Raw genomic sequence first — 13,155 nt, 5'->3', positions numbered from 1 at the left:
CGTCTTTTGAAAGAGTAAATACCATCATCAAACAAAAAACAAACTAAACAATCAAAACAATGAGACACTTCTTGCTTTTTATGGCCCTATTTGTGGGTCTAACTGCTTTTTCGGCCGAAGATCCAACTGCTGAAAAATTAGGAAGGATCACAGGAACTGTGATAGACAAAACGCTTAACGAACCCATTCCTTACGTAACCATAGCTATACAAACCCTTAGTGGGGAAGTAATTACTGGTGGCGTTACCGATGATAATGGACGCTTTAACATTGAAGACATTCGAGAGGGAAAAAGCGTCGTTGCAATTCAATATATAGGGTATAAGACGTACACTACGGAAATTGAAATTACGCGCAAGAACCGTAATATTGATTTAGGTAATATCCTTTTGGAAGAAGATGTAGAAGCCTTGGACGAGGTTACGGTAACGGCAGAACGGACTACCATTCAACAAAAACTTGATAGAAAAGTAATCACTGTAGGAAAGGACTTAACCACAAGTGGGCCTACTGCTAGTGACATTATGAACAACTTACCCTCGGTAAGTGTAGACCAACAAACGGGTGCCCTTTCATTACGTGGAAACCAAAATGTGCGGGTCATGGTAGATGGGAAACTAACGAATGTCCCAGTTGCTCAATTATTGAAGCAAATACCTTCTACTTCCATCAAGCAAATTGAATTGATCACCAACCCTTCGGCCAAATACAATCCTGAAGGAATGAGTGGTATTGTAAACATCATCCTACACAAGAATGTTGCCTTAGGATTCAATGGTAGCGCCAATATAGGACTTGCCTATGAAGAACAACCTAAGTTCAATTCATCCTTAGACCTGAACTACCGTAACGGAAAATTAAATTTCTTTGGAAACTGGGGATTCAATGATTCCAAAAATGAAAACTTTGGAAACCTCTTTAGAAGGGACGACAATTCGGAACAGTTCTTCGAATTCTTGGACGACCAAAGATCGAACCTTATTAAATTTGGGGTAGATTTTTACCTAAATGATAAAAACACGATTTCTGTATTTACCAATCAGAACTTCTTTAAGGGAGGCACCAATGGTCTAACAGATATCCTTTATTATGATGCTCCGGAATTAGACCAGATGCAGGATTTCTTTAATGGTGTGGAAAACAATTCCGAACAATACAACTTCAATTACAAATTGGATTTTGATAAAGAAGGACACAATATTGAATTGGAAGCAGATTACAACCTTTTTGAAAATGACGAAGATGCAGATTTCCAATTCGAAGGAGCAGCCTTCAGCCCTAATTATATGGATTTTATCGACACCGAAAGGGATCGTCTTACGGTAAACCTGGATTATGTAAATCCCTTAACCGAAAAGAGCAAGTTAGAACTAGGACTTCAGGCTCGCTTATTCAATAGTGATATTCAAAGATCCTCTACTCAAATTGTAGTAAACCCATTCGATTTAGAAGGAGATTTAATTAGCTCACCAAGTACGGACTTCGATTATAGCCGTGATATTTATTCTGCCTATGCCACCTATAGCCATGGATGGGATAAATTCAGTGTACAGGTTGGGGCACGTGTTGAAAGTGTAAAGGTTTTGGCAGACACACGTGAAACGTATGACGAAGGTGTCGTAGGTGAAGACCTTAGTAATATTGATACCGATCCTAATGTAGCTGTTACGGTTGACGGAGACAATATTTTGAGAAATTTCGAAAATGATTATATCGAGGTATACCCTTCGGCTTTCTTGACCTATAATCCTTCAGAAAAAAACCAGTTTCAATTAAGTTATAGCCGTAGGATAGACCGCCCTGGTTTGGAGCAGGTAAATCCAATTAGGGAATGGGCAACACCGCTTATCTCCTCTTTTGGTAAAACGAGCTTAGTGCCTCAGTTCACGAACTCACTCGAGACCAACTATACAAGAAACCTTGGTAAAGGAAGTATTACTGGAGGTATTTTTTACCGTACAATTAGCGATGAAATTAGTCGTGCCGTATTTGTAGATCGTACCGATCTTAACCGTGTGATCCTTACCTATGATAATTTCGAAGACACTTACTCTTACGGTGTGGAGCTTTCTGGAAATTACCGCCCTACCAAATGGTGGAGCTTTAATACCAGTTTCGATTTGTATACCCAGATACAAAAGGGTATTACTGAAAGATTGGACAACCCAGGCCAGAACCCAACGACTGCAGATATTATTACGGAGCGGGTAGAAGTAGAAAATACGGCATGGAACCTTAGGATGTTTAACAACTTTAAGGTAACCAAGACACTATCATTATCTGCATTCGGATTTTATAGAGGAAAAAACAGGAACCTTCAATTCGATGTGGACCCTATGTACTTTGTAAACCTAGGTGCCCGTGTGAGCCTTTGGGAAGGCAAAGGAACCTTTAGTTTAAATTACAACGATATTTTCGATACCATGCAATTTGCATTCGACGGAACCCGACCTTTCTCCCAAGTGGGGGCCTTTAATTGGGAAAGTCAAACCGTATTTGTTGGACTTAATTACAGGTTCGGAGGAGGCAAATACCGAGCTAAATCAAGAAAACGTCGTGATAACGACGAAAAATCAGGTAGCGGTGGAATTTTCTAGTAGACTGATTCACAAAATGTTATATTTAAGTTAAAACAGAATTTAAAGTGAAACATTTAGTTAAATAAGTAGTCTATATAAGTAGGAATCACCTAATAAAGATTTTATAGTTTATTTGAATTAGCCATTCTACCACATTAAAAAGTTATTAGGTTATAAGCCCTCCCTTATCGGAGGGCTTTCTTTTTCTAAAAATCCCTAGTAATGGGAATATTTTTATGCGAATTCCCTGCGTACTTTTATTCCTAATTAAACGAAAGCTGGGGAGTTTTCGGAGAAATGCGAAAAGGGCCATCCGTGAGTTGTGGATGGCCCTTTTTATTGTTTTGTGCTTTTAGTATCTACCAACGAATCATGGCGCTTCCCCAGGTAAATCCACTACCAAAAGCCGCTAGGACCACCAAATCGCCTTCTTTTATTTTTCCAGCCTCCCACGCTTCAGTAAGCGCAATGGGAATAGAAGCAGCAGTTGTGTTTCCATACTTCTGGATATTATTGTACACCTTGTCATCTGGCAATTGGAACTTTCGCTGTATAAATTGCGAAATCCTAAGATTGGCCTGATGCGGAATAAGCATATCTATGTCAGCCACAGAAAGTCCATTAGCCTCTAGACCTTCCTTGATCACTTCAGAAAAACGCACTACGGCATTCTTAAATACAAACTGACCGTTCATATAGGGATAATAGGGAATATCTTCCTGTGGGTTCTCCGCGATGATCTCTGGGACCCATTTACCTGTACTGGGACCTTGCAACGCCAATTCATCCTTGTGCTTACCTTCACTGTGCAAATGCGTTGATAAAATACCTCCGCTTCCCGATTCATTCCTCGAAACGACAGCAGCACCGGCTCCATCTCCAAAAATAACGGAAACGCCCCTTCCGCGAGTGGTCATGTCCAGACCGCCGCTATGGTTTTCGCTTCCAATAACCAATACGTTCTTATACATTCCCGTCTTCACAAATTGATCGGCCACCGAAAGGGCATACACAAATCCGCTGCATTGATTCCTAACATCTAATGCGGGAACAGTTCCCATACCCATTATATCCTGAACCTGGACGCCCCCACCTGGGAAGTACATATCCGGACTCAAAGTTGCAAATATGATGAAATCTATATCCTGAGGGGCTAAGCCTGCCCTTTCCAAAGCAATGGTAGCAGCCTTTACGCCCATGATCGAAGTGTTATTACCATCGCCCTTTTTAATGTGCCTTCTTTCCTTTATCCCGGTTCTTTCCTGTATCCAAGCATCGTTGGTATCCATCAATTGCGAGAGATCGTCATTTGTAACTACATTTTCCGGTACATAATGTCCCAAGCCCGTAATCTTCGAAGTAAACATAAGCTGCCTTTTTGATTTCGATGGAAAGATACATATTCACCTTAGAGGAGGGAAATTTTTGAGAGCCATATGCTATGCATGCATAAAACCCAAAAGAAAAAGGGTGCCACCACAGCACCCTTACTAAACAACCTAACCAATAAATAATAGAAAAAAATTACTTCTTCACAGCAATTCCCTATTGATTTACATGGTAAAGATACAATATTTTGTTTAAACTTTACTTATAATATTTAAACAAAATATGTTAAATTATTCTAAACTATTCATTTACCCCTCCACAATAAAGCACCAAATCTAGAATAATGACATCCTGTCACATTGCCAAAATTGGTATTCTATTTGCCAGACTCTTTCCAAACATTCAAAAAAGAGTATACCATGAGTAAAGGAACTATTAATGTATCGGTAGAAAACATTTTCCCGTTAATTAAAAAGTTTTTATACAGTGACCACGAGATATTTCTTCGTGAACTAATTTCGAACGCTACAGATGCTACCCTTAAATTGAAGCATCTTGCCAATATTGGAGAGGCCAAGGTAGAATATGGCAATCCACAAATTGAGGTTAAGATTGATTCGGAAAACAAAACCTTGCATATCCTGGATCAAGGATTGGGGATGACGGCGGACGAAGTTGAAAAATACATCAACCAAATTGCCTTTTCCGGAGCTGAGGAATTTCTTGAAAAATACAAGGACAAGCAAGGCGAGGATGCAGGAATCATAGGGCATTTTGGTTTGGGTTTCTATTCTGCTTTTATGGTAGCCAACAAAGTAGAAATTATAACCAAAAGCTTTAAAGATGAACCGGCAGCACATTGGTCATGCGACGGATCTCCAAATTATACCTTAGAAGAGGCCGACAAAACAGAACGCGGAACAGAAATTATCCTTCACATTGCAGACGATGAGACAGAATTTTTGGAAGAAGGACGCATCCGCGAATTATTGGTGAAATACAACAAATTCATGCCCATTCCCATTAAATTCGGAATGCGTACAGAAACGTTACCCAAGCCAGAAGATGCCAAAGAAGAGGACCCAGCTCCTACTCAAGAGGTGGACAACATCATCAATAATCCAAATCCCGCTTGGACCAAGCAACCCTCAGATTTGGAAGACAAGGATTACGCTGGCTTTTACAGGGAGCTGTATCCCATGCAGTTCGAAGAACCTTTATTCAATATTCACCTAAACGTAGATTACCCTTTCAATCTTACAGGAATCCTCTATTTCCCGAAGATGACAAATGATATGAGCATTCAGAAAGATAAAATTCAGCTCTATCAAAACCAAGTCTTCGTTACTGATAATGTAGAAGGTATCGTGCCCGAATTTTTAACCATGCTTCGCGGTGTGATCGACAGCCCGGACATTCCATTGAACGTTTCAAGGAGTTACCTCCAAGCCGATGGAGCCGTAAAGAAAATTTCGAGTTACATTACAAGAAAGGTAGCCGATAAACTGAAAAGTCTTTTCAATGATAACCGCGAAGATTTTGAAGGAAAATGGAACGACATCAAGATTGTCATTGAATATGGCATGTTGACCGAAGATAAATTCTTCGAAAAAGCACAGGCTTTTGCTCTCTACCCTACCGTTGATGGTACTTATTTCACCTTCGACGAACTGAAAGATAAAATTAAGGACAGCCAGACCGATAAAGATGACAAGTTAGTGGTACTCTATGCCTCTAATGCCGAAGAGCAACACAGCTATATTGAAGCTGCTAAAGAAAAGGGATATGAAGTGCTTTTGTTGGACTCTCCCATCATTTCCCATTTGCTTCAGAAGTTAGAGTCTGAAAATGAAAAAACCACTTTCGTACGTGTCGATTCCGATCATGTAGACCATCTTATTAAGAAGGAAGAGGAGAATATTTCCAAACTTACAGACGAAGAACAGGAAACTTTGAAAACCTTCCTTACCGAAGCTATTCCTGCAGAAAAATTCACGGTTCAGTTAGAGGCCATGGACAGCAACGCAAGCCCCTTTATAATTACCGAGCCGGAATTCATGCGAAGAATGAAAGAAATGCAGCAAACCGGCGGAGGCGGCGGTATGTTTGGTATGGGCAATTTGCCAGAAATGTACAATTTGGTGGTGAATACCAATCACGAGCTGGTTGGTCAGATACTTACTACCAAAACCCAGAAGAAAAAGGAGCGTTTGGTAAATCAGGCATTGGATCTTGCCCGATTAAGTAAAAACCTGCTTAAGGGCGAAGAACTCACTGCCTTTATCAAGAGAAGTTACGACATGATAAAATAATCTCATTATCAATTACTTACATTTAAAGCCGCTCTTCGAGCGGTTTTTTTTATTTCTCTCAAAACGTAAAAAGTTGATAAAGTCCGATTTTGTGAGAATAAAAGGGGTTTTTCCTGCCTTAAATTCTTGTCAGATAATTCTTTCCGTATTATTTTTGAGCGACTAATTTTAATTAAACATTTAATTATGAAGAAACTTACTCAAATCTTCTTGTGCTTGATGTTGGTATCCACGTCATTTGCGCAAGATTTTTCTAGCACTACTGCGCTAGACAATCCGGTTATGAACCAAACCTTGCAATCGGATGCAAACAATTCGGAGTTTGCACCGGTGACCATTACGCAGAGTAACACTCAGAACTTTACTCAGGGTGGAGCCTGTAATGATGGAACTATTTTACTTGACACCAAAATCGCTAGGGCATTTGATCTCGAAAATGATCATGCGGTAAATGGAAACTTCACCATTTCCAGTGTAGAGTTTGGCGTATTCTTTTTTGGAGGTACTACGGGACCATTCGATGTTGTGATCAACCTTTACTCTACACCGGACCCATTTCCAGGTGGAGCAATGACGTTACAAGCAACCTCTACCAGAACTGTTTCAAATGCAGACAATCTTACCCTGTTATCAGAACCTATGAGTGCTGTTATTCCTGCAGGGGAATTACTTGTATATGAAATTGATCTAGTAAGCGATGGAGTAAATTTCCCAGCGATCCTAGGTAATTCAGATGGAGGTATTGCTCCAACTTATATTGAATCTACAGCTTGTGGTTTTCCAACTTACGCTCCATGGCCAAGTGCTTTTGGTACCGTGATGAACGTTGTTGGTGAGGTTATTGGAGACCCTCCAATGATCACCTGTCCAATGGACGTAACCACTACAGCAAGTCCAGGAATTTGTGGAGCTGTAGTAGGATTCGCGCCTCCATTAGTAGTCGATCCTGACGGTGACCTAGATACGGTTGAACAAACAATGGGGCTACCAAGCGGATCGGAATTCCCAGTAGGAGCAACTATAATTGAATTTACAGCTACCGATATGGAAGGTGCAAGTTCTACCTGTACTTTTACGATTACTGTAACAGATGATGAAGCTCCTATGGCAGTTTGTGCAGATATTACTGTGGCCTTAGACGGCAATGGTGAATATGTATTGAATGCTGCGGAAATAGATGGAGGAAGTACGGATAACTGTGGTATCGCCAGTCTAGACATTGGTGGAAACGCTTCCATTACCCTTACTTGTGCCGAATTAGGTGATAATACCATCACCCTAACAGTTACTGATGATAGTGGTAACACGGCTACTTGTGATGCTACTGTAACCGTTATAGACGATGAAGCACCTGTGATCATGTGTGAAGGAGATTTCCAATCTCAAGACATTATGGTAAATGGGAGTTTTGAAACTGGAGATCTTAGCGATTGGACTGCTATAGATAATCCTAACCCTTTCTTAGCTTGGGGAGCCTACGCCAGCAATGATGGTAATGGATTCTTTGATCCAGCATTACCAACAGATGGAGCTTGGTTGGCAGGTAACGGTTTCGACGGAGAATCTGGAGAAGCAGTTATTTATCAAGATGTTTCTATAGATCCAGCCGCTGTAGGCGCAACCCTTACATGGGATGAAAATATTGATTATGACCTTGCAAGTTTCTGTGCAGGTTGTCAAGACAGAATTTACGAAGTTCAAGTACGTGATTTAAGTGATAACGTATTAGAAGTTTTAGTTCAAATAACAGCTACTGCTGGAATTATAGACAATGACAATGCTTGGGTTAGCCAAACAGCAGATCTTTCTGCCTATGCTGGTCAAGATATTCGTATTGCTTACTGGCAAAGTATTCCAGATGATTTCTCTGGTCCTGCTAAATTCGCATTAGATAATGTACAATTGAATGTAGAAACGTTAGCCTCTGCTCCGTTTGTTGTTGAATTGGATGCTAATGGAAATGCTACTATTAATGTTTCCGATTTAGTAACGGTAACCGATAACTGTGGTGCAACTGCAACCGTACCAGGAGATCTTACTTGTGAAGAAATTTCTAATGGAAGTAATGCCTTTGAAAATGGGTATTTCAGCGACCCGGGAAGTGGATTCCTAGTAGCCAATGATATTGTAGTTCCTGCAGATGAAGATTTCAATCTAGAGCAGGTAACGATGAACCTGTTCCACGATGTGGGTGCAACTATTGCAACTGCCGACTTTACTTATTATGAGGATAACGCTGGTCAACCTGGTGCCGAAATAGGTAGTGAAGCTGGTGTAGCTCCTTCTGCACAAACAGTTGTTGGAAACAACTTCGGTTTCGACGTTAGCGAGACAGTGTTCGATATTACCCCGTTCCTATTTGCAGGACAAGCAGGTGTTCAGACAAATTACTGGGTATCTGTATCGGTAACTTCCACATCAGGTGGTATTACTGCATGGGAGGTATCTGGAGCTTCTGGAGCTGGAGATTACGATTGTCTTAACACTGCCGACGGCGGAGCTACATGGGGTAACCCAGTTCCCGGAAATGATGGAGTATACATTTTCTCTGGTAACTGTACTCCTGGAGCAGATACTACTATAGATTTCGATTGTTCGAATCTAGGATTAAATATTATTGAAGTTACCGTTACAGATGATAGTGGAAACACTGCCACTTGTAATGCAACGGTAGAGGTACTTGACGTAACGGACCCTGTCCTTATCTGTCAGGACGTAACGATCGAGATCGGCCCCGACGGTACGACCGAGATCGACCCAGAGGACCTGTTGGCGACTGCGCCGAGCACCTTCGACGCGATGGTGATCGGTAGCGACAACCAATCGGGCACCGAGGGCTTCACGGACTTCACCGTGGACGTTACCGCTGACGTTACCGTTAACTTCGACTGGGACTACACCCTTAACGACGTGCCCGGCTTCGACAGCTTCGGTTACATAGTCAACGGTGCCTACACCCAGCTTACGGACCCAGCCCAGGGCAACCAGTCGGGCAGTGCCTCCGTTAGCCTTGTGGCCGGCGACGTGTTCGGTTTCCGTTCCCAGACGGACGACAACGGTTTCGGCAACAACGAGACGATGGTGACCAACTTCGACCCAGGCTTCGAGGGCCAGTTCGCCCCGGACAACTGGGAGCTTACCCTGACCAACAGTGACGGGGACGCGTTCTTCATCGAGATACCGGGCGGCCCACTGTCGTTCGATGCCTGTGGCATCACGGTACTGGCGGTGGACGTGACCGAGGTTACCTGTGCGGACGTTGGTACGGTGATCACCGCTACGGTGTTCGCATCCGACGCCAGCGGTAACATCGCATCCTGTACCTCTCAGATCACCGTGGTGGACGCGCTCGCCCCCGAGCTCACCTGCCCGGCGGACCAGAGCGTGGACCCAGGACCGGGTAACCTGTTCTACGAGATCCCCGACTACTTCGCCACCGGCGAGGCCACGGCGGTGGACAACTGTACGGACCCCGTTACCATCACCACGCAGGACCCTGCGGCGGGGACACTGGTACCGGACGGCGTGTACACGATCACCCTTACGGCGGAGGACGAGTACGGCAACGTATCGACCTGTAGCTTCGAGCTGACCGTGGAGAGCGTACTGGGCCTTGAGGACACGGTGCTGGACAACGCGATCAGCCTGTACCCGAACCCTGCAAGCTCTGTGGTGACACTGGCCAACACGGCCAACATCCTACTGGAGCAGGCAGCGATCTACGACACCAACGGACGACTCATCAGGACCATCGACCTTGCAGACATGCAGCAGGAGATGGCCATAGACGTGTCCGACCTGGCAACAGGGGTGTACATGGTCATGATCACCAGCGAGAACGCATCGACGGTGAAAAGACTGGTCAAGAGATAAAACACTCGAACATACCATAATGGAAAACCCTCCAAGCCAAAAGCTTCGGAGGGTTTTTTAATACCGCAAACTCAAAATACGTATTTATACATATAGCACATCTGGTTTACCCATAATACTTTAGCTTCCAGATTAACCCTAGAAAGTTAATTATGAAAAAAAAGGAATCCCCGCTTCCTCAAGTTAAAAATCAATTAGTAATCTAAAATCAATTATTATGGAACCATTTATCGGACAAATCATGCCAGTCGGTTTTAATTTTGCACCAAGAGGTTGGGCATTATGCGACGGGCAACTTTTACCCATTTCTTCTAACACTGCATTGTTTTCTTTATTGGGAACTACTTTTGGTGGTGATGGTAGAACTACCTTTGCCCTTCCAGATTTAAGAGGAAGAAGTATGGTACATGTTGGGAATGGCCCAGGTCTTTCAAACATCGCTTGGGGACAAAAGGCCGGTGCCGAAAACCACACCTTAACGGTAGCGCAAATGCCAGCTCACACGCACAATATAGGCGTTAATGCTGCTGCTGGTGAAGAGGCGGACCCAACGGGTAAGCACATTGCTAATCATGCCGATGCATTCGCAGAAGACGCCACTGGAAATCTAGCCGCACCACAAACTGTAGGTGGTGGACAATCTTATAGTATCAGAAACCCTTATCTAGGTATCTATACTTGTATTGCCCTTCAGGGAATTTTCCCATCTAGAAGCTAGTCATTATAACATAGCAATATGAATAAAAGGCCAAATTTTGGCCTTTTATTCGTTTGTGAAGGTTACTTCCAATTCTGGATCCTTACCCAAACGGTAACACGTGATCACCTCAAGGGGAACTTCGGAACCGTTCAACCGTTTTACTGTCTTCGGAATGGTTAAACCACTTTCTTTATAGGTTAGGAATTCTTGGGCATACGTATGTATTTCGGTAGTAATGGCGATAGTATTCATTTTTCCCACAACCTCCTTTGCGAAACTCGCCCTTTCCCGGGGAAATCGAAAATTAGCATGCAACGGTGCGCCAAGAGCACGCATCTTCTCCATATTCAAGGTGAAAACTGATCTACTATCTTGTCGATACTCGGAAATGTGAATCGAATTGTTTTGTGTTAAGGCCTCAATTTCCTTGGTTGTATTAATAAGAGATATGTGCAATGATATGGTTTCGGGCACCAAAATAACATCTTCCTTACATTGCGAAATGAGGTTATGGGTAATCGCTACCTGTGGTTCCCTAGCCAATGCATGTTGCAGGCATTCTACTACTACAATATCAATCTCCTCCGGGTTGGGCAATGTGCAGGTACTCGCATCATCATTTATATAATCAGACACATAATCCTCTGCATTAAATGCCTTGAACACCCGTTGTACACTGTCAAAACTAATGGGGTTTATTTCCAGCAACACGAATTGTACTTCCTGAGGGGTAAATACTGAAATTAACGGGAGCACCAAAGTTGCGAAAGGTCCTGTCCCAGAATAAAGAATTTTCACAGGTTCAGATTCCTTTTCGGTCTTCACATCATCTATGGCCCTTTTCAACCCACGAACAAATCGTTTGGTGCGAACAATGTCATCAATACACGCTCCTGCCCACATGGGACCTATCGCTTTTCCGGAATTCAGAAAAATGGGATTTTTTGATGCCTCTGCCTCAAAATCTATATCACTAATTTCCATGCATAGGGATTTAAAATCCTTCAAGGCGTTTTGTAGTTCCAAAAAATCCAATGAATCATCGAGAATTACAGGAACAATTTGACGGAGTCTGTCAAGAAAATTTGACGAAATCATAGTCTGTTTTTGAGGGAATCGAAGTTAGTTTTTTTTTTCAAATTACGTGAAAACCGTAATTGTCTGATTCACAGACCATAAAAAGGTTCGTGAAAGAAAAATCGTGTCATTCATCGATTTTATTAGTCCATTAAGGGCTAATCCCCTAATTTTAAACAATTAACTGACCCAATTATGAATAAGACCCCTGACCGGCGGACGTTCCTTCGAACCTCTGCCATTGCCGCTTCTGGCATTGCATTATTTTCTACACAAGCGGTTCAAGCGCTTACAAACGACCACTCACCTTTTGAAGGTTATAATCCTTTTGCCGAGGAGAAAACAGATTTGAGAACCTTTGGTTTTGGCAAATCCATTAAAGTATCCGGGACGATTTTTGAACACTCGGGAAACACCCCTCTTAAAGAGGCTCAACTGGAAGTATGGCATATGTCTCCCAATTCCACCAAATTTCGTCATCGTGCAAAGTTAAAGACAGACGCATCGGGACAGTATAGTTTTATTACAGATGTACCTAATAATGAAAAGGGGAAAATGGGAAGGATTTACTTTCGGATCTCCAAAGATGATAAGGCTTACTTTACTGAACTGGCAGTTTCAGATATTTCTGCTCAACTCACATCAAAGCATTGGGAAGAGAACAAACAACTGGAGGACAGAGTGTACCTAGCTCGTGAAAAGCGTTCAAACCAACTGAACGTTACTTTCAATATTGCCTTCAACAACTAATTAACTAATCAAAATTTTCTAGTATTATGGAGCCATTTATCGGACAAATTCAAGCATTCGGGTTTAACTTCCCACCCAGGGATTGGGCCCACTGCGATGGTCAACTATTACCTATTGCATCTTTTTCAGCATTATTTTCACTTCTTGGAACCACTTATGGTGGGGATGGAAGAACTACCTTCGCATTACCGGACCTTAGAGGAAGAAGTATAGTACATGTTGGTAATGGCCCAGGGCTTAGTCCTATTTCTTGGGGTCAAAGAGGAGGTGCAGAAACACATACCATGACTGTAGCTCAAATGCCCGCCCATACACATAATATAGGTGTGCAATCTGCCGATGGCGAAGAGAGCAACCCTGCAGGTAAGCATATCTCCATGCAAACGGACGCCTTTTCTGAAGATTCTAATGCAAACTTAGCACCTCCAGCTAGTATGGGAGGTGGGCAAGCCTATAGCATCAGAAATCCTTTTGTAGGTATTTACTACAGCATTGCTTTATCTGGACTATTCCCTTCTAGAAGCTAAAAGTCACC

General features: G+C 42.6%; 8 protein-coding genes. 6 read left to right on the top strand and 2 right to left on the bottom strand.

The window, feature by feature from the left end; all coding sequences use genetic code 11:
* The first annotated feature begins 59 nt into the window (after window positions 1-59).
* Window positions 60-2,597 (top strand): TonB-dependent receptor, encoded by a 2,538-nt coding sequence (locus AC6JAD_RS11290; protein WP_461303302.1) that lies wholly within the window; start codon window positions 60-62, stop codon window positions 2,595-2,597.
* Window positions 2,598-2,938: 341 nt separating this feature from the next.
* Here the strand turns inward: AC6JAD_RS11290 and AC6JAD_RS11285 are convergent, their stop codons facing one another.
* Window positions 2,939-3,946: a 3-oxoacyl-ACP synthase III family protein gene (locus tag AC6JAD_RS11285; RefSeq protein ID WP_461303301.1), complete on the bottom strand. Its 1,008-nt coding sequence runs from the start codon at window positions 3,944-3,946 to the stop codon at window positions 2,939-2,941.
* Window positions 3,947-4,327: 381 nt separating this feature from the next.
* Between AC6JAD_RS11285 and htpG the strand changes: the two genes are divergently transcribed.
* From htpG to AC6JAD_RS11270, 3 genes are all read left to right on the top strand, one after another.
* Entirely contained in the window at window positions 4,328-6,220 is a 1,893-nt protein-coding gene (htpG, locus tag AC6JAD_RS11280; protein WP_461303300.1) for a molecular chaperone HtpG, read from the top strand.
* 186 nt (window positions 6,221-6,406) lie between these two features.
* Window positions 6,407-10,093, top strand: a complete 3,687-nt coding sequence (locus AC6JAD_RS11275) for an HYR domain-containing protein (RefSeq protein ID WP_497865475.1) — start codon at window positions 6,407-6,409, stop codon at window positions 10,091-10,093.
* A gap of 217 nt (window positions 10,094-10,310) precedes the next feature.
* On the top strand, window positions 10,311-10,811 hold the full coding sequence (locus AC6JAD_RS11270) for a phage tail protein (RefSeq protein ID WP_497865473.1): 501 nt from the start codon (window positions 10,311-10,313) through the stop codon (window positions 10,809-10,811).
* Between the two features lie 45 nt (window positions 10,812-10,856).
* Here AC6JAD_RS11270 and AC6JAD_RS11265 read toward each other — a convergent pair whose 3' ends face one another.
* Complete coding sequence (locus AC6JAD_RS11265; RefSeq protein ID WP_497865472.1) at window positions 10,857-11,891, bottom strand: SAM-dependent methyltransferase; 1,035 nt, start codon at window positions 11,889-11,891, stop codon at window positions 10,857-10,859.
* Window positions 11,892-12,065: 174 nt separating this feature from the next.
* Here AC6JAD_RS11265 and AC6JAD_RS11260 point away from each other — a divergent pair, with 174 nt between their 5' ends.
* Both AC6JAD_RS11260 and AC6JAD_RS11255 read left to right on the top strand, forming a co-directional pair.
* Entirely contained in the window at window positions 12,066-12,620 is a 555-nt protein-coding gene (locus AC6JAD_RS11260; protein WP_497865471.1) for a hypothetical protein, read from the top strand.
* A 26-nt stretch (window positions 12,621-12,646) separates the two neighbouring features.
* Window positions 12,647-13,147, top strand: a complete 501-nt coding sequence (locus AC6JAD_RS11255; RefSeq protein WP_497865469.1) for a phage tail protein — start codon at window positions 12,647-12,649, stop codon at window positions 13,145-13,147.
* Window positions 13,148-13,155 lie beyond the last annotated feature (8 nt).

It is taken from the genome of Aureisphaera sp., from assembly GCF_059726885.1.
Note: the sequence above shows the minus strand (reverse complement) of the source record. Positions and strands in the feature narration are given on the sequence as shown.

Bases quoted from the DNA above. Each gene is read 5' to 3' on its own strand.
- AC6JAD_RS11260 (WP_497865471.1), top strand. From the start codon at position 12,066: ATGAATAAGACCCCTGACCGGCGGACGTTCCTTCGAACCTCTGCCATT.
- AC6JAD_RS11255 (WP_497865469.1), top strand. From the start codon at position 12,647: ATGGAGCCATTTATCGGACAAATTCAAGCATTCGGGTTTAACTTCCCA.
- AC6JAD_RS11285 (WP_461303301.1), bottom strand. From the start codon at position 3,946: ATGTTTACTTCGAAGATTACGGGCTTGGGACATTATGTACCGGAAAAT.
- AC6JAD_RS11270 (WP_497865473.1), top strand. From the start codon at position 10,311: ATGGAACCATTTATCGGACAAATCATGCCAGTCGGTTTTAATTTTGCA.
- AC6JAD_RS11290 (WP_461303302.1), top strand. From the start codon at position 60: ATGAGACACTTCTTGCTTTTTATGGCCCTATTTGTGGGTCTAACTGCT.
- AC6JAD_RS11265 (WP_497865472.1), bottom strand. From the start codon at position 11,891: ATGATTTCGTCAAATTTTCTTGACAGACTCCGTCAAATTGTTCCTGTA.
- htpG (WP_461303300.1), top strand. From the start codon at position 4,328: ATGAGTAAAGGAACTATTAATGTATCGGTAGAAAACATTTTCCCGTTA.
- AC6JAD_RS11275 (WP_497865475.1), top strand. From the start codon at position 6,407: ATGAAGAAACTTACTCAAATCTTCTTGTGCTTGATGTTGGTATCCACG.